The organism is Mycoplasmopsis gallinacea (genome assembly GCF_012220205.1).
GTDB lineage: Bacteria > Bacillota_I > Bacilli_A > Mycoplasmatales > Metamycoplasmataceae > Mycoplasmopsis > Mycoplasmopsis gallinacea_A.
Genome location: NZ_CP047225.1, coordinates 267,146 through 287,375, shown reverse-complemented (window position 1 = coordinate 287,375; position 20,230 = coordinate 267,146). Strand labels below are relative to the sequence as shown.

Annotated in this window: 7 protein-coding genes and 1 pseudogene; 7 read left to right on the top strand and 1 reads right to left on the bottom strand. The window is 26.9% G+C overall.

Going from position 1 to position 20,230, the window contains the following annotated elements:
- Positions 1–182 precede the first annotated feature (182 nt).
- From GOQ20_RS01095 to GOQ20_RS01080, 4 genes are all read left to right on the top strand, one after another.
- Positions 183–1,538: a DnaA ATPase domain-containing protein gene (locus GOQ20_RS01095; protein WP_167845070.1), complete on the top strand. Its 1,356-nt coding sequence runs from the start codon at positions 183–185 to the stop codon at positions 1,536–1,538.
- Between the two features lie 147 nt (positions 1,539–1,685).
- Positions 1,686–2,804 carry a DNA polymerase III subunit beta gene (gene dnaN, locus GOQ20_RS01090; protein WP_167845069.1) on the top strand — a complete coding sequence of 373 codons (1,119 nt, stop codon included), beginning with the start codon at positions 1,686–1,688 and terminating at the stop codon, positions 2,802–2,804.
- Between the two features lie 5 nt (positions 2,805–2,809).
- Positions 2,810–3,022, top strand: a complete 213-nt coding sequence (locus GOQ20_RS01085; RefSeq protein ID WP_129620331.1) for an RNA-binding S4 domain-containing protein — start codon at positions 2,810–2,812, stop codon at positions 3,020–3,022.
- Between the two features lie 207 nt (positions 3,023–3,229).
- The gene (locus GOQ20_RS01080; RefSeq protein ID WP_443093812.1) at positions 3,230–4,903 is read left to right on the top strand and encodes an IS1634 family transposase; all 1,674 of its coding nucleotides are present in this window, start codon (positions 3,230–3,232) and stop codon (positions 4,901–4,903) included.
- A 117-nt stretch (positions 4,904–5,020) separates the two neighbouring features.
- Here the strand turns inward: GOQ20_RS01080 and GOQ20_RS01075 are convergent, their stop codons facing one another.
- Positions 5,021–6,679 carry an IS1634 family transposase gene (locus GOQ20_RS01075; protein ID WP_167845068.1) on the bottom strand — a complete coding sequence of 553 codons (1,659 nt, stop codon included), beginning with the start codon at positions 6,677–6,679 and terminating at the stop codon, positions 5,021–5,023.
- Between the two features lie 902 nt (positions 6,680–7,581).
- Between GOQ20_RS01075 and GOQ20_RS01070 the strand changes: the two are divergent.
- The 3 genes and pseudogenes from GOQ20_RS01070 (at position 7,582) to GOQ20_RS01060 (ending at position 20,190) form a co-directional block, all read left to right on the top strand.
- Positions 7,582–9,210: pseudogene (locus GOQ20_RS01070) on the top strand (IS1634 family transposase).
- Between the two features lie 199 nt (positions 9,211–9,409).
- Complete coding sequence (locus tag GOQ20_RS01065; RefSeq protein WP_167845067.1) at positions 9,410–10,588, top strand: IS30 family transposase; 1,179 nt, start codon at positions 9,410–9,412, stop codon at positions 10,586–10,588.
- Between the two features lie 698 nt (positions 10,589–11,286).
- Positions 11,287–20,190, top strand: a complete 8,904-nt coding sequence (locus GOQ20_RS01060; protein WP_167845066.1) for a GA module-containing protein — start codon at positions 11,287–11,289, stop codon at positions 20,188–20,190.
- Positions 20,191–20,230 lie beyond the last annotated feature (40 nt).

Genomic DNA, 20,230 nt, shown 5'->3' with positions numbered 1-20,230 from the left:
TTTTAATGTTGATAACTGCAGTTATTCACAATCTTTTTTAGGTTGTTAATAACGATATTTTTAAAATTGTGTATAATTTACTTAAGTGACTAAAAAATAGTATTAAAAGTTGTGAATAAGTACTTTGTAACTTAGTTTATAAACAACAGTTATTCACAACTTAAAAAACCAGAAAGGTTTATATGATTTCAGCAGATAAAACAGCACTTAAAGTTTATACTTCTCAAGTTCGAGATTACTTAAAAAATGAGTTTGATAATATGGTTTATCAAAACTTTTTTAGAAGCATTAACGTACTTTCTTACGAAAGAAATGAAGTAGTTTTTTCATTTCCACAATTTACTGACTCAATAATCAATATTATTAAAACTTATTACCAAAAAAATATGCAAAAAACTGTAAAAGAAATTTTTGGACCAAATATTGTTTATAAAATAGTTAATTACGATCAAGAGCAAATTAAAGAAATTGAAAAAAATAATGAAATTCAATATGAAGAATTCAAAAAATTTGGTTACGATTCCAGTGTTGATCCAAATTTAACTTTTAGCAATTACATTGTTGGTAATTTCAACAAAGAAGCAGTTAATATTTGTAAAAATTTATTAAACAAAGATTTTTTAACCGTTTATATTCATAGTAAATCAGGGTTTGGTAAAACACATCTTTTATACGCAATTGCAAATACTTATCTAAGCAATAATAAAACTGCAAGTTATATTAATCCTACTAATTTCACCAGAGATATAGCGGCTTTATTACAAGAAAATGATCAATCAAAAATCTCTGCTGTTTTAAAACACTTTACAAATGTAGATGTTTTATTATTAGATGATTTTCAGATATATTCTGAAGGCGAGAAAAAGTCTACAAAAAACTTTTTATTCCAAATTATAGACGGAAGAATGTCGGCTAAAAAGAAAACTGTGATTTCTTCTGAATGTAGTATTGATGAAATTAAATCAAAATTTGACACCAGAATCATTACTCGTTTAACTTCAGGATTTACCACAAGTATTAAAAAACCAAGCTATGAAGATTTAGAAAAACTTTTTGATTACTTTATGAAAAAAGAAGTTTTCGATAGTTCATTATTAGATAAACAATCGAGGGATTTTATTATTTATAATTCAAGCGGTTCTATTAGAAATTTAATTGGTTCGGTAAAAAGAATGCAGTTTTATAAAGATAAAATTCTTACTGTTGATGATAAACTTGAATACATTAAAGAAATTTTTGAAGATACTATAAAAAATAGAAAAGAAGTGAAACCGGAAGAAATAATTAATGTTGTATGTAATTACTACAAACTTAATCGAAAAGATTTGCTAGGTAAGTCAAGACGCAAGGAAATTGTAGTTGCTAGGCACATGGCAATTATTGTTATAAGAAGTTACTTGCAACTATCGACAACTGAGATAGGAAAAATCTTTAACCGGGATCATTCAACAATTGTTAATGTTTTAGGAAAAACAGATGTTAATAACTCTTCAATTAAACAAGTTAAAGATTTAATTATCGCAAAGTTATACAACTAAAATAAACAATTTTTAACGTTTTATTAATATGTGAATAAACACAAAAAGTTATTTTTTAAGTGAAATATTGCCTTAAAAATGTACTTTTTAAAACTTATCCACATATTAACAGCTTATATTTATCATTTTTAAAATTTAGGAGAATTTATGAAATTCACAATCAAGAAAAATATTATTGAAAACACCGTTGACTTTTTAAATAACTATGTAGATTCAAACGATGCTTCTGTTTTAAATAGATGTTTATTTTTTGAAATAAACTCTGAAGCTTTAAATATTTCTTCTAATAACCCTGCTGTATCTGCTAAGAAAACAATATTTGTGGATGAGTCAAATTTAAAACTTGATTCATCAGGAAAAGTATTTATTAATGCCAATATTTTTAGAAACATAATTAAAAAATTTGAAAACAAAGTAACAATTAATGTAAACAATAATATTATTGATATATATGAAGGTAAAACAAAATTTACAATTGCTAAATTAGATAATGACAACCAAATGCAATTAGTTGATTTCAATGAACCTTCAAACAAAATTGAAATTTCGTCTAAAAAATTAGAAAATGTTATCAATGAAGCTTTAGTTTCAACAAATTCAAGTGTCGATAAAATCAATAATTTAATTTATAAAGTTATTAATATTAAATCAAATAATAATAAATTATTAACTATGGTTTCAACAGATGGATTTAGACTTTCTAAAGCAGAAATTGAAATTGATTCAGAAGTTGAAATAGATATTAATGTTGATTCAAAAATTCTTAAAAAATTAGTTACTAAAGATGCACCTAAAAAAGTTAATTTATTCTTTAAAGATTACAAGTTAGGTATTTCATATGAAAATACAATTATTCAAGCTAACTTAGTGGATTTAAAATATTTAGATATTAGCAATGTTTTTGAAAGAAATTACTCAAAAGAAATTATTATTGAAAAACAAGAATTATTAAATTTAATTAACAAAACAATTTTCTATGTTTCAGACAAAATAAAAAGACTATCATTTAACATATCAAAAGAAAAAATTAAAACATCATATGAAGTTCCAGAAATTGGTTATGCTGATGCAGAAACAACAAACTTCGAATATGAAGGTGAACAATTTGATATTGATGTAAATTATAATTTCATAAAAGATGCTGTATCAATTTTAGATAATGGTAAAATTAAAATACAAATTTCAGACAAAGAAGATCAATTGTTATTTACTTCCCTTGAAAATGATAAAAACAAACAATTGATAACTCCTATGAGAAGGTATTAAAATTTATGATAGTAAAAATCAAAGGTGATTCAATTAAAGTTAGTCAGTTCCTTAAAAAAATTGGTGAAATTTCCACTGGTGGGCAATCAAAATCTTTTTTTGATAACAACACCATGAAAATTAATGGTGAAGCACCAAAAGGTAGAAGTAGTAAAATTAAACCTGGCGATATAATTTGGGTTAATGATACTTTAATTAAAGTTGAATCAGAAGAATAATATTAATATTAATTTCTACAACATTAGTTGTAGATTTTTTAATTAAAAAAGTACCTAATAAAGGTACTTATATACTTTGTTTTTTAGATTTAAGTTTATCCTGCGTTTCCCACTTAAGTGAGTTTTTTTACATTTTCGCAGCAGTACATATTTATCTAATAAATATGTAAAAAACCTAGTAATTTACTAGGTAAAATATGATATAATATGTGCATGCAAGCAAAAACAAAAGAAAAAAGAACATGAATATTGTGTGTTTCTAAACAAAAAGCAGGTACATATATACAGGTCGGGTGCAGAAAAATAAAAGGCACAGGATATGAAACGAGATTTGGGGTTGGATATGAACATGACTTTGAGAAGTATCAAAAAAATTCAATTGAAAAAATCAAAATGCTTGTTAAAGACATACCTTTAACAACTCCCAAAGAAGAAATTATTGAAATTATTAATCAAAAGTTTAAAGAAAACAAAAATGATCTTGTTGAATATAGAAAAAGATTTAAGGGATATGAACTTGTTTCTTCGTTGGTTGATCATTTTGACATTTTTAAAGACTGTCATAAAACAAAATCAGTAAGTTTAAAAGAAGTTGTGATGCAACAAATTTATCAAAGATTAAAAGAGCCATTAAGTATTTTAGGCACTTTCAATAGTCTAAAAAAAGAACAAGAATTTGTTTATTCTAAAAATTCTTTTTACAGATCGTTAGATTACATCGCTGAAAATAGGGGGCAAATTTTACAAAATGTAAATTCAGTTCTTGTAAATGAACACAAAAAAGATGTAGAAATCATATGATATGATTCCACCACTACTTATTTTGAAACTTTTAGTAGAGAAGGGTACAAAAAACCTGGTTATTCAAAGGACGGTAAGTTTAAAGAAGATCAAATTGTTATTGGGCTAGCAACTGATTCAAACGGAATTCCACTACATTACAAAGTCTTTCCTGGAAATACAACAGATGCAAACACATTCATCCCTTTTGTCTTGGAAATTCAAAAAATATATAAGATAAAACAAATTACAATTATCGCTGATAAAGGTATGTCTTTAAACAAAAACATCAGATTTTTAGAGTCCAAAGGTTTAAAATTCATTATTTCTTACCGGATGAAAACAGGAACAAAAGACTTTAAAGAATTTGTTTTAAACCAAGAAGGTTATATTCATTCTAAAACCGGTTTAGTGCATAAATCAGAAGAATTTCTTTCTCAATATAGAAACGGTAGAATCAATGGAAAAATAAGAAAAAGAATCATTACTTTTAGTAAGAAGAGAGCAAGAAAAGATGCAGAAGATAGACAAATTTTAATCAATAACTTCCTCAAGAAAGCTAAAAACGGAAAAGTTTCTTATGAAGATATTGCAGGCGGGAAGAAATATAGATTCTTTAAAGCTGTTGACAAATCTGGTTATTATGAACTTGATAACGAAAAGATTTTGCAAGATGAAAAATTCGATGGATATTATGTTTACGAGACAAATAGACATGATTTAACTCCTGATCAAATTGTAGATTTATATGCAAAACAATGAAAAGTTGAAGAGAATTTTAGAAGCTTAAAGAGTAGATTAGTTCTTAGACCCATGTATTTATCAAGTTGGAAACACATTACTGGTTATATCTGTCTTTGCTTTTTAAGTTTAGTTTTAATGAAATTCTTAGTTTTCAAAATTAATGATTTAATAGGTTTATCTCAAAAAGATAAATTTACAGAACATAGATTAAACAAAATGATTAATGACATTATAGAAGTTGAAGAAAAATTCAACAATAAAACAGTCAAAATTTTCGATATTAAAGATAAAAGTTTGGAAGATAGTTGAAATGACTATCTATTAATTCAAAAAGTTTTAGAAATGATTAAAAAGTAAAAATAAATATCCGCTTCAAACGGATATTTTGCTTTTCCTAAGTTTGACACTTTTAAAACTTAAAACGACGAATAACCCTACAATATAGAGCTATTCGTCGTTTTTATATCACAATTCCTATATAGTAAATTTTACGTCTTCACATTTACCAATAGTTTCAATTGGTTTAAGTCCAAGAACTTTTAATATAGTTTTGAACTCTTCAGATTCTTCTGATTTAATATAAGTATTTATTTCTGGGATAATTGATAATTTTTGATTTTTAATTGATTCAATTATTTTATTCGTAGGAAGCGGATAACCACAATATTCAAGAACAAATTCTAAATATCTTTGAATCGTGAGTGCAAGGAAGCAAATTAAAAAATGTCCTTTGATTGTCTTTTCAGTTGAAAGATAAATTGGTCTTACTTCAAAGTTTGTTTTCATCACTCTAAAACTTTCTTCTATTTTTCAAAGTTTTGAATATTGTTCAATAATTTCCATTTCATCCATATCTTCATGAGATGTTAAAATTCCACAAAATCCATCTGCGGCTTCATCTTTCAAAATCGCTTGATGATCTAACTCAACTTCGTTAGCTGAAAGTTTTAAATACTTCTTACCACCTCTTTTCATTTCTGATTTTATAGCTGATAAATTGAGTAATTTTTCAGCTTTTTTAATAAGTCTTTCACGATCTTTTTTATCTTTTCTTTGTCTCTTTCCAGAGAAAGTTAAAATCAGTTTATTGTCAATTTCATAAAAGGTATTATTAGATTTAAAAAGCTCTTTGTGATCTTGTTTTTTCACACTGAATTCTTCATACATCATTTTATATGTATCAAGATCATAAATTCCTTCAATTTTATTTTCTTTACCTTTGATTTTGTAAGCCATTATGTAATCGTATCCTGCTTGTTTTATGGCTAATAAGTTACTTTTTGAGTTTAAACCTCTATCTGCAACAATAGTAATTTTATCTATACCTAAGTCTCTTTTTATATTCTCTAAAACAGGTTTTAAAGTCAAGAAATCAGATGTGTTTCCAGGGAATAAATCATAATAAATCGGTATTCCCATATCGTCGATTAAAAGACCTAAAACAACTTGAGTTTGGTTAACTTTATTGTCTTTTGAAAAACCAAATTTTCTAAGTTCATCAGGTATAAAACTTTCAAAATAAACAGTTGTAACGTCATAGAAACAGAATGTTAAATTTCTGTTAATTTTGTCTACAAATTGTTCATTTAAATGTTTTAAAATATCCGCTTTTTTATCCTGTAAAAACTCAAGTGATCTATAAATGTCTTTCAAACTATCATCAAATTTGTATCAATATTTTTTAATTTTTTCAACTGAACTTCTTTTAGAAGATGGTTCTAAAATTCTTGTTAAAATTAGCATTTTTGTAATTGATGCTAGGTCATATTTTGACCTACTATTTTTCTTTTGTAAGTCATTTAAGAAATTTGGTAATTCTAGATAATTTATGATTTCTTCGTAAACTAAATTTCCATATCCTTTAATTTCTGTTCCTTTAAATTTGTCCAATTTTAAAGAATTCATGATTTGTAAAATTTGTTCGTTTCTATCTTTTTGTTTTTGATTTTTCTTTGAACTAACAGATTCTTTTAATTCTTCAATGAAGTTTGGATTATCTTTTGTAAGATCTTCTAATTTACCTAAAAATTTTACTTCTCTAATTTTTGGTTTTTTAGTTTCTTTATCTCAATATGATTCTACGATTCTTACATATTGTGTTTTATTCTTTTTGATGATTTGTACTGATGCCATAATTTGTCCTTTTTACCATATTATACCATATATTTACTATATATGAAATAAAAAAATAAAAAATTTCTTAATATATGTAATATATTAAGAAATTCAAAAAGTCTTAAAAAAGACCAAAGTGTCAAAGTTAGGAGTTGAAATGACTATCTATTAATTCAAAAAGTTTTAGAAATGATTAAAAAGTAAAAATAAATATCCGCTTCAAACGGATATTTTGCTTTTTATACTAGCAAGTGGGAAACGCAGGTTTGTTTTAATCTTTATTGCTTGAAAAAGATCAAGAAATAAACAATCTTAATAACTAACCATCTCTAACCAGGAGATGGGCTCGATTGTAAGTTGCATTGCAACGCGGGGGGGAAACAAAAACACAAGAAAAAAAGGCATGGCTATACGCCACGCTTTTTTTCTTGTGTTTTTGTTTCCTTGGTTTTTGTGGTTTTTTATAAAGGAAAAAATAATTAATAAAAAAGCAATTTATTTAAAAAACAATGGTAAAGCAGTGTTTATTTAAGTAATATTTCGCTTTTATTAAAAATTATAAAAATTAAAGATTTTTCAAAAGGCAGAAAGTTGAAAAGAACAAACAAAAGAGAAAAAAAGCAACAAAAATACCATTTCTATTGCGTTAGGAACGGTATTTTTGTTGCACTGGAGATTACACTCAAGCCCATCTCTAACCAGGAGATGGTTTTTGTTTAATTAAGGATACTAAAGTGCGCTAATTAAGTGTTTAATTTTAAGTAAAGTGTGGTAAATTGTGAAAAAAACTATAAATCCTGAGTTTACAAGTTGAGCCTATTTTTTAGGCTCATTTTTTTATACATATATCAAAGATATATGACCTAAAGAAAAAATATTTTTTTACTTACATTACACACATAAAATGATATAATAAGAGCATGAGTTACAGTTTATGCAAGAAAAAACAAAATGGAAAATATTATTTAGTTTTAGCTATTTCTAAAGGTTTTAAAAAAGGTTATGGAAATCAGATTGGTCTAGGATACTGAGAAGATATCAAAGAAAAGTATGGATTATCTTCAATTGAAGATATGAAAGAAATAGCAAAAAAAGTAGATACATCTTTAGATAAAGCTGTTGCAAAAGAAGAATTTTTTAAATTATTAAAATCCACTTCTGTAAAAACAAGTATCCAAAATATTGGAGTTGATTTAATTTATAAAGTTATTAAAGAATTAGATTTATTTTCAGCATTACCAAAAAGTAAACATAAATCGTTAGAAGAAGTTTTGGAATTTTTCATAGCAACTAGAATTATCCTTCCAAGAAGCTATATGTCACAATATAAAAATAAAAGTGATTTTATAAATGATATTAATGTTACAAAATCATCAATATATAACTATCTTGATGTTATTTTCGAAAATAAGAATTCTGTTTTAGTCAATTTATTTCAAAAAATAAATGAATTTACAAATCGTAATAATAAAGTTATTCACTTCGATAACACAACAGTTTATTTTGAAAGCTTTACAAGAGAAGGAATAAGAAAAAACGGTTTTTCAAAAGACGGAAAACACAATGAAGATCAAGTAGTCATAGCAATGGCTGTAGATGAAAACGGAATACCAATACACTATAAAGTTTTTCCAGGTAACACAACTGATGGTAAAACAATGTTATCCTTTGTTTTAGAACTTCAATCAATCTACAAAATAAAGGATATTACAATAGTTGCAGATCGTGGAATAAATAACAACGCAAACTTACGTTTTCTAGAGCAAAAAGGAATTAAATACATATTTCAAAAAAGATTAGATACATTAAGTATTGGAATGAAAAAATTCATTCTTGAAGACAAACATTATGTTTTTAGAGATGAAATGTTTTGGAAAGAACAACTTGTTGAATCTGTTTGAAATAAAAATAGATTTAATGGTAAATATAGAAAGTGATGTGTATTTTTTAGCCCTGGTAAAAAGACTTTAGATAAATTAAAAAGAAATAATTTTATTGATAAATTGAACAAGAAAACTATTAATGGAGAACTACCACTTAGTTCCTTAGTTCCAGAATACAAGAAGAAATATATGGATATTGATGGTAAAACAATAGGAAAATTAAATTGAGAAAAAATTAAGAAAAAAGAATCTGAAGATGGTTTTTACATTATTGAAACTAATATTCTTGATTTAACACCTGAAAAAGCTAATGAAATTTATAGAAAACAATAAAAAGTTGAAGAAAATTTCAGAACATTAAAATCTTCTTTACAAGTTAGGCCTGTTTTTGTTCATAACGAAAAACATATACTTGCACATCTTTTATTATGCTTTCTTGCTCTTGTTGTTTTAAAATATTGTCTTTATAAATTGAAAAAATATTATGAAAGCAATGGAGAAATACAAAAAGTTACATTAGATTTATTTGTAGATTCATTAAGAATGATGACTATAACAAGAAAAGAAGTAAATGACAAAGTAGTTCAAGAGATAATTAATGATCTGGATGAAAACCACAAAGAAAATATAAAAATTTATAAAGATTTTATTGCATGTATGAGTTAATTCTATGTGTGTAATTTTGATTATCAAAAACGAATACACCTTATTTATAGATGTATTCGTTTTTTATAGTGTCTCAACTTGGAAACTCAGGAAAAAAGCTATAAATTAGAAAAGTCACACGCAAATTTAATGCGTGTGACTTTTTTGTGTCCATTGTGTAAAATAATAATGCTAAATAGAAAGGACACATTTTTATTATATGAAAAAATTAATAGATTTATCTAAACAAAATATTATTTGTGTAAAAAATAATGCTGAAAACTTCCGTCACTTCATCATCAAAGAATCTGATGATGAGATAAAACGTCTTCACTCAAATGTTTCGTCTAAAAGGTTGCTTAGAGATAAACAAATATCTATACTCTTAATGTGGGAAATTATTTTGAAAGTTCTATTGTTGAATTCAGTATCAAAAGCGGCGAAATATTTTGGTTATCAATCTAGAACGGTTAAGCAAAAAATGGAAATAATGATTGAAAAAAATGACTATCATAAAAGCCTAAAAAATAAAGTTATTTGCAAAATTTGCGGATCTAAAATTTTTATAACTAAATTTCTCTCGTTCAGAAAACTATCAAATCATTTGCTTAGTTATAAAACCAAAAGGTTAATGATAGTGTCAGAATCACAAAAAAATAAGTGAAGTCACTTTAAGAAATATTGAAACGATGTAACTAAAGAATTAAGAAAAAAAGCAAGCAAAAACTCTAAAAACATTAAATGTAAAATGTCTGTTAAGTTTATGATTAACTCGTTTAAACAAACAAATCAAAATGCTTTTTGTCCTACATTTAGCACAGTTTACAAAGCTCTAAAGCAACAAAGAATAAAACTTTCTTTTGACCCGCTTTTATATTTATCAAGAGGTGGTTATACAAAAACTACATTAAAGCAAGGTAAAAGGTCATTGATACACGCTAGAGACGTAAAATATAGACCTAAAGAAGCAAATTTAAGATTAGAAAAAGGTCATTTTGAAGCTGATACAGTAGTTGGTAAAAGAGAAGATAAGTTTGTTCTTTTCACACTTTTAGATCGTAAAACTAGAGAGTTATACATTGCTTTAACAAAAAGAGATGCAAAATCAATTAACAAAGCATTAAGGATGTTAATAAGAAAATACAATCTCGAAATAAAAACCTTAACAGTAGATAACGGTAGTGAAAACACACTTCTTCATAAAGTGGTAGGTAAGAAAAAGTTATTTAAATGTAAACCTTATGCTTCGTATCAAAAAGGTTCAATTGAAAATGCTCATAGATACATTAGAAGATTTATTCCGAAGGGTAAAAGTTTCAATTCACTCACACAAGAATACGTGTTTTGAATCAAAGAACAAATCGATGAATACAAAAGAATATTAGCAATAGAAAATTAAAATTAATATCAATAAATGCTAAGTTCAAGAATGATGACCTAAACCAAATTTATGTGAAGAAAAACTATTTTTTGTGTAAATATCAGTTTAAATAAGAATAGTCTTGTAATGACAGTCTTTTGTTACAAATACATTAATTGCGTTGGCACGCGGCCTTCTCTTCTTTTCTTTCGGAGAAAAGAAGCAAAAGAACTTCAAAATTCAAATTAATAGCAATAAAAGAAAGTTTGGTATTTAAGCGCTAAACTAGATTTTTGTGGTTGAAGCCCATTTGATGTGTAATGTCAGTTTATCGCTGTATTGTTCTATGTCTATCTTTTGTTACAGATTCAAAGATTGCGCTGCCGCACAGGCCTTCTTTTCTTTCGGAGAAAAGAAGCAAAAGAACTTCAAAATTTATAAGAAAACAAGCCACAAGGGCTTGCAATTTTGATTTTACCTTTGTCAGTATTTATTCATTTTTAGCTCTAATTTTTTTATAATTTAAACATTAAAAAAGCATTGTTATTTTTTTGACACTTAACTTGCGCGTCACTTTTCCAATTTTTACTCAGGAAAAAAGCTCTTTTTTGTATTATAATTTATGATATTTTGTGTTATAAAATTATATTGTAAAATTATAAATAAATAAAAAATGGTAAATTGAAAGAGAAGTTTATGAAAAAAGAATTAATAAGAGATTATTATTAACATTACCAATGGTGGGAGTAGCGTTCCTACCGTTGAGTTTTATCAACATTCAGACAAGTAAAACATACAGAAAAGATGATGGACAGCAAATTACTTTTGATCAATTCAATAATTTTATTAGTGATAACAAGTGAACTGAGCCTAATTTTAGTAGGTATGCCAAAGAGTGAAATAATAGTAATTCAAATAGTTGGTCTGTCGCTGATGCTACAAATGGAGCTGAAACGATTGAACCTATTCCTTATTTCTATAAGAAGAATGTTTTTATAGGTAACTTTATAAAAGATGGTACAGGATATAGACCTTGAGATTCTTATAGAAACGAACCTGGTGGTTGATTCATTGGTGGTAGAGGTTTTTCTAAAGCGGATGGTACAAAAACATTTAAAATAGCTTTCCATAGAAGCACTATGAGACTTGATGAGCGTAGATGAGTTGGTGGTTTTTACATATCAAATGATTTGGTGTTAACTGGTAACATTATAGTCAGTCTTTTTTCATTAGATAGAAATAATAACGTTACTAATAGACGTGAAAATACAGATACAATTAATTGAAGATTTATTGGTATAAATGAAAATGATGATTACAACACTTTAAAGCAAATCAATCCATTTAAAGATAATTCTGCATTAGATTTAAAAGATGGTAATGATGTAAAACTTTCTGTAAGAAGTATAGATGGCTCAAAAACAATTCCTTTTTCTTGAGCTAGATATTATTCAGCGTATGAAGGCCAAGAAAAAAGAAATCAAGTTAATGATATTATTATGAATCGTAATGTTGATTTCAATGATGGTAGTGGTACAGGAACATTTTTACAAGGATTAAAATTACTTCCAAGAGATGCATTCACAGATACCCCTTATAACTCAATGAGCAGAAACTTAGGTGCATATTTTGAATTTTATGTACTTACTGAAAGCAATGTAGAATCTAATAATGGTGTTATTATTGAATTTACTGTCAAACCAAATGATCGAGAAGCGGAACCTGGACAGTCTCCGATGGAATATGTAGGAGAATCTTTTGTCGGGGCCGGTATTAGTATTCCGCATAAATATATTGGTCAATACTGATTTGGATCTTTAGGATTTCACGCACAAGCTAAAAGAAATCAAACTTGAATTAAGAGATTTATTACAAAAGAAAAAGTTAAATCTTATGAAAATGTAGCTGATCAAATTAACTATACAGAAGATGAAGAACTTCCACAAACAACATTAGAAATATATGAGCCAAAAAACGGAGCTCGAACTAAATTATATGATGTTAATAAAGATAGATTTGATGATGTTAAATTTCAAAAATCTTTAAAAGGAGAAAAAAATAAATCATATTTCACTAAAAACATTTTTAACGATGAAAGTCGGATTACTTCTTATGATCAAATGACAATAAAAGTAGCATTTAAAAATGAACAAGATAAAAAGAAATGAAAAATTAAAGATGAATATAGAATTTTAACTGGTATGTCAACCGATCTTAGAAATTACTGATCTTTTGAAGATATTGAATACGATCTTACCGATAGATATAAGTTAATAAAATTAATCGATAAAAGTGAATATTTAACAAAAGCGCAAAAAGATTATTTAAAAAATGATTATTTAAATCAACTTTTTGGTAGTACGGATGTCAATGATTTTCCTGCTGATGATACAAGATCATTCCAAAGTGCTGTTACCGAAATAAAAAGATGAGATCTTGCTCAAAAAAGTTTAGAACTTGCATATCAAGAGTTAAAAAGCTATACGACTAGTGACAACAAAACTTTAAAAAATGGTCAACAAAGTGAATATACAAATAGAGAAGACTATATTTTTAGTGATAAAACAATAAGAGATGAAATTGAAACAGCATTAGAAAATGCTAAGCCATTTGCTGATTTACAAACAACATCAAATCCAAGTGGAAAAGATAGAAATTCTGCTGACATTCCATTAATGAAGTTAAGCGAACCTACAAATAATAATTTAAAAACTTCTCTTTTAGCATTAAAGAGTAAACTTTCTAAAATGAACGGTAGAACTTACTTAGATGCAGAAAAACAAAAATTAGATAATAATAATTTATCAATATTACAAGCTAATAGCGCAAATATTACTAAAGCTAAAGAATTATTCAATAGTTACTCAAATCAAATAGCAAATGGTTATGACCAAGCAGCGTCAAAAGCTTGAATTAATAATGATTTAACAAATAATCCACAAGGAACACTTGAAAGAGAAAAACTTAATAATTATGTTCAAAAAGTAACTGAGTTATCAAATGAATATGATAAATTAAAAGAATTACATCAAATCACAAGCACTCTAAATCAAGATAGCCCTGTTGTAAAATATTCGGAAGATTCAATAAAGAATTCATTTAATCAAGATAATACAAGTGTTAACAATTTAGTTAACGGAATTCAAAATGGAACAACAGATTTATTTTCAAATACACAAAGATTTGAAGAAGCAACAAATAATTCAAATCAAAATAGTGTTAAAAATACGCGTGAAAGACTAGAAACAACACTAAAACAACTTGATGGAAATAAAAGAGAAGCAATTAAAGAATTAGATGGGTTTAAAAATTTAACATCTCCAAATCCACAAGGACAAAATGTTGATTCTAAAGCTAAAGTTAATGCATTACCTTCTAATTTTGTAGATAATGGAACTTCGATTACAAATAATCTTGTAAATAATAATGTTGAACTTGGCAAAATAATGAATGAAGCGTGAGAAACAGCAAAAACTAATTTTAAAGAAAAAATTAATGCTCTTTCTAATTTAACAGATACACAAAAAGAACATTTTAAAAATCAAGTAACTGATGATAAGAAATACTCAACTGGTTTATTATATTTTGATGATCGTAATTTAGACTTTACTAATCCTACTTTCTCTAACCTAACTCCACTTAATACAAATATGGGTGATTTAAAGAGTTATTATGATTCATTGGAATCTTCAATGAAAGATGGAACTGATGAAAGATATTTATTCGCAGACCTAAATTACAAAAATGAATATGAAAAGCAACTTTTACGTACTAAACAATTTTTAGGAATTCCACTTACAGAAGCTGAAAGAAACAGTTCTAATTATGTAGAAGTTCCGGCAAGTGAATTAGTTGATCCTACAAAAGTACAGGAAGCCAAAAACCAATTAGAAGCTGCTAAGAATAATCTTAATGGTATTCCGTTCTCACCAGAAATTGAAAAGCTTGCATATTTAAGCGATACTTTAAAATCACAAATTAAAAAAGAGAAAGAAACTTTAAATAATCAAGCTCCAGCAATTATTAATTTACGCGAAAAAGCAATTGAACTTAACAACAAAGCTAAAGAATTAATCGATTTAATGAAGGATGTTGTTCAAAATAAACAAAACGAGAACTATGCAGATTATGCAAATGCATCTGATGAAACAAAAAATCCTTTCGATGAAGAAATTAATTTAATTAAAGATCTTTTTGAAGGCGATTTTGCAACAAATGGTGATGTAAAACTTAAAGGTGCAGACCCTGAACCAAGTTCTTGAACTGATTTTACAAATTCTAAAATAACACAAGTTCAAGAAAGAATAAACCAATTAAAAGCCAAATTAAATGCCTTAGATGGTGAAGAAATTAAAGCAGAACAAGAAAGAATTAATAATCTTGCAATTACATACGATTATCCTAACGATTTAAAACGCAATATTTTACCATCAGAAGTAGCTGCTAGTGAGCACTGATCTGAATTTACTCATACTGTCCAACCAGAAAATGCTCAAGATTTTGAAGTTAGAATTGTAGATGTAACTCCACAAGCTGATGATTTTGAGCCAGGTACTGTTAATGTTACTTATGAAGTGGTATCTACAAAATTCCCTTCGATTTCAAAGAGAATTGTTTCAACCAAAAATCAAGATATCACAGGATTTTTAACAGCTAGAGAAAAAGAATTTAGACTTAAAAAAGCTGAAATCATTGAAAAAATTAATAATTTAGCTAACCAAGGAAAATTAACTCCTGAACAAAAAGCTCAATTGTTAAATGAAGTAAATGCGCTAAGTTATGAAAATGGAAATACTCCAGATGATTTAAATTTAATTAATAATAAAATCGATGCTCTTGTTGATGCTAATAAAGTTATCGATGATTTACCTAATTTAACAGATGATCAAAAAGCACAATTAAAATCACGTTATTTAACTGATAATTCACCTGAAAATATTAATAAAATCCAAAGAGAAGCTCAAAATCTAGATGATTTAATAGGTAAGTTAAAAGAAAAAATACAAGCTGCTGAAAATACTAAAAATGAACCAATTTACACAAAAGATCAGCAAGATAGAAAAGATGCATTTGATCAAGCTTTAGAAGAAGCTAAAAACAAATTAAATGAAATCTTAGCCAAAGATCTTACTAACGAAGATTTACCTACTCTTGCTAAAGAAATTGATAATCCAGATCAAACTCAGCCAGGTGTTATTCAAAAATTAGATAAAGCAAGCGATGATCTTGATGGTAATAGACATGATTTACTTAGCAAAGTTAGAAATTTTGCTCATTTAGAAGCAGATGATTTAACATGACTAGATGATGAAATTAATAGATTACCAAAAAGACCGACCGAACAACAACAAAAAGCTATTTTAAATAAAGCACTTGAGCGTTGTAAGTTAAATGCTAAAAAGAAAATTAAAGCTTTAAAATTATTAACAGATGCCGAAAAACAAGCATATGAACAAGAAATCGATCAAATTACGTTACATACAGCAAGCAATGGAATTGATCCAGAAGTAGATTCAAATAATCAACAAATAAAATATAACGTTGATATTGACTCTATTTTAGAGAGAGCAAATCAAGATGAACTTACAAAACGTAAAGCTATCGGAAAACTTTACGGTGATAATGAATTAAGTATTTTACCTGCTTACGAACATCTTAATGACAACCAAAAAGCTTATTTAAAAAATTTAATCATTAATAATCCAACTTCTGAAACAACAAGAATCTTACAAGAAGCACAAGATACAAATGATGCAATGAAAATGTATAAAGATCTTTTTGTAAGCTCAGATAATCAAGAACCTAATAATGTTAAACCATCTGACAAAACCGATTATCTTGATGCATCTGAAAACGTTAAAAATCTTTTTGACCTTGGTCTTGAAAATCGTGATAGCATAGTAGCTTCTAATGGTGAATTAAAAACTTTAGATGAACTTATTAGCTATAAAAAAGACTCAAACAATAATTTTATTCTTGATGAAAACGGAAATAAAGTTATCGATCTAGAAAACGGATTAATAGGTAATTTAATTAAAGCTAGAAATGATTTAGATGGTGATGAAAGGCTAGCAAAACGTAAAGAAGAGCTAGCTAAAAGATTAGATAAAGATAATTCACAACCACCTGTATTGCTTGAGTTTTTAATAGACAATCAATTAGAAAAAGCTAAAGAAAAACTTGCAGATAGCAGCATTGATCGTATTTCAAAAGTTGATGACCTTGAAGATAATTTAGTTCATTTAAATGATGAAATGCAAAAAATGTTAATGTACATCGAAAGTAAAAATGGTAATCCAGACAAAGGAATGACTCCTTTCACTCAGACATTAATGTATACTGGTTCGTTTGATGATAAACGTAAAGCATATGATGATGCTCTAAAAGAAGCGGAAGAATATCTTGCTACTTTAAAAGCTTCAAATAATCCTGATGAAATTCTTAATTCAACTAAGCTCGAAGAAATTAACAAAAAAATTGCAAAAGCAATTGAAAACTTAGATGGTGAAAAGAATATGGATAAACTTCAAAATGAAGCGCTTGAAAAAATTAATTCATATCAAAATCTTAATGATGCCCAAAAAGAAATGCTTAAAATGGAAGTTTTAAATGCTAGAACTCCTGAAGATCTTTTAGGTAATGCTAATAAACAAGGTTTAAATGACAAAGCTAAAGAATTAAACGATCAAATGGGCATTCTTAATGAATTAACTAAAAATGAAAAAGGTGAAAACCCTGATACAACAAATACTAAAACAACAACAGGTTATATCGATTCGGATAATGAACCGTATGAAGTTACAAATCCTGATGGAACTAAATCTGAGTCAACTCTTGGTAAAAAAGATGCATATGATAAGTATATTCATGATGCAGATAATCTTTATCAACCAAATGATGTCGCAAATAGTGATGGAAGTGGTGGATCTACAAGAGTAGATACTTCGAACAAAAATGCACAAACAGATCCTAATGTTGTTAAAGAATTAATTGTAAAATTAAAAGAAGCAAAAGAAGCACTTAACGGTGATGATAAATTCGGAGCAGAAAAAGAAAGATTACTCAAATCAATTCATAATCAAGATAATGAACTTAATATCAAATATCCTAATTTAAATCCTTCGCAAATTGAATATTTTGAGCAAGAGATTGCTAAAACAAAATCAATTAAAGAGCTTCAAAAACTAGAATTAACAATTAGCAAGTTAAATTCAGCTATGGGTCATTTATTAGAACAAATTGATCTTGCAGATAATGATCACGAAGTAACTATAACAAACGAAGATGGTACAACTTCTACTCAAACTGAAAAAGCATTCGAAAAAATGCCTAAATACACAGAAGCAAGCCAAAAAACAAAAGATCCATACGATCAAGTTAAAGAAATTATGAAGAAATTGGTTGATAAAAATAAAGATGTTGAAACCAAGAATGATGAACAAGGAAATCCAGTACAAGTTGATACTGATTTAATTATTGAACCAAGCAAAATTGATCAAATTTTAAACGATTACTTAGTAGCAAAAGAAAATCTAGATGGAGATAACACCTTTAATTTAGAAAAAGAAGCTACTATTAATGAAATTAAAAATAATTCATATTTAAATTTAGCTCAAAAGAAAGATTTAATTGATAAAGTACAAGCATCAAAAACCAAAGATGAATTAAATGCTGTCAAAGAACAAATTGAACCTTTAACTGATGCTATGAAAAAACTTAGAGATATTCAAAACGAAGCATTAGAAACGTTAGAACAACCAAGATATAAAAACTCTTCAAAAGATCGTCAAGATGCTTTAAATAATGAAGATCCAGCTAATTTAGGTGTTATTCAAAATAATAAACCATCAGTTGATGATGTTCTTAAGCATTTTATCCCTGAAGAAGATGCAAAAAACACTTCGCAAAACCTTACAATTGATCAAATTAATGATCTTGTTTCAAAAACAAGAGCAGCACTTGATAACTTAAATGGTGATGAAGAGCTTGAAAAAGCTAAACAAAAAGCAATTGAGTTAATTAAAGGTGATAATTTATTTAATGACGGTGATCAATCATACAATAAATTAAATAGAGCTCAAAAACAATATTTAATTGATAAGATTCAAAAAGCAATTTTAATTAACGACGATAATAACAGCAGTGTTAATGAAATTTTAGAAGAAGCAAAACAATTAAATGAGCAAATGAATGAACTTGACAAATATATTAAAAATACAGTTCAAGAAGGTCAAAATATTGATCCTAAATCAAGAAATAATTATAAAGATGCTAGTGATAATCTAAAAATGAACTTTGATAATTCATACAATGACTCGCTAAATAATCTTAATTATGATAATGGACGTAATTTATCAAAAGAACAAGTTCAAGAGTTGCTTAATAAAGTTGAAAAAGATTACAATAGCCTAGATGGTGATAGCAAGAGAGATGCAGCGTTAGATGAACTTGCTAAATTAATTCAAAAAGATCCAGCATTTAAGCAAACTGATCTTTATTTAAGTAGTGAAGAAGATAAAAAAGCATTTTATGATAAAGCTATTAGCGGTGGAAAAAACATACTAGCTGATAAAGATAATGTTCCACTAAGTCAAATCAAAAATCAAATTCAAAAAATTAAGGACGCAATTAAGAAGCTTGAAGATAACAAAGAGTTATTTAAAAAACGAATTGATGCTCTGCCAAATCTTTCAGATGAAGAGAAAGCAAGGTACAAACAAGAAATCGAAGATTCGCAATCATTTGAAGATAGAACAAATATTTACCAAAAAGCAGTAGCTAACAATGACGGAAAACAAAAAGTTATTGACTATATTAATTCTCTTCCAAATCTTAGTCCAAGAGATAAAAAAGAATTAATTCAAAAAGTAATTAATGCTAATGGTGAAAATCAGGCTGAATTAGATAAAATTCAAGACGATGCAAAAACAGCCGATGCTTTAATTGCTAAATTATTAAATGATGCAAAAGGTGACCATACTCTTTCATTGCAAGAAATTAACGATATTACTAATAAATTAAAAGAAATTGGTATTACAAACCCAGAGTACTTTAATTTAGCTGATGAAATGTTACAATTTAAAGATCTTAAAGATACATTAGAAAAATATCGTAGTGAAGATATAAGTAGTCCAACATTTAAAGAAACATCAAATAAACTTGATAAACTAATTGAGTCAATTCATTCATCTATTTATGCACAACCAAATATTAGAGATGCTTGAAATAAATTAAGTCAAGACACCTTAAAATTAAAAGATCAAGCCCTTAGTGAAATGAGATTAGTAGAATCCTTATCGAATTTAAGATTTGATGATTTTACCACTGAAATTAATAGTGATAAAGTAGTTGAATCTAATAAATATCAAGAATTTTATAAGGAACTTAAAGATAAAAACTTCTTTAACTTAATCTTAAAAGATAAAGGTACACTTACAAAACAAGAACTAGCAACTCTCAAAGGAATTGAGAAAAAAGATGCTTCAGATGTTTTATATAGTGTAATTCAAAAATTAATTCACGAAAAAGAAATCAAAGAAAAATTAAGTTTTTGATGATATGTCGCTCTTTCATTAACTTCTCTTGGTATTTTTAACCTCCTTTACCTTCTTTATCGTCAAAAAGAAGACAAAGAAGAATAAAAACAAAAAAGCCACCTTTAAGGTGGTTTTTCTTTTCTAT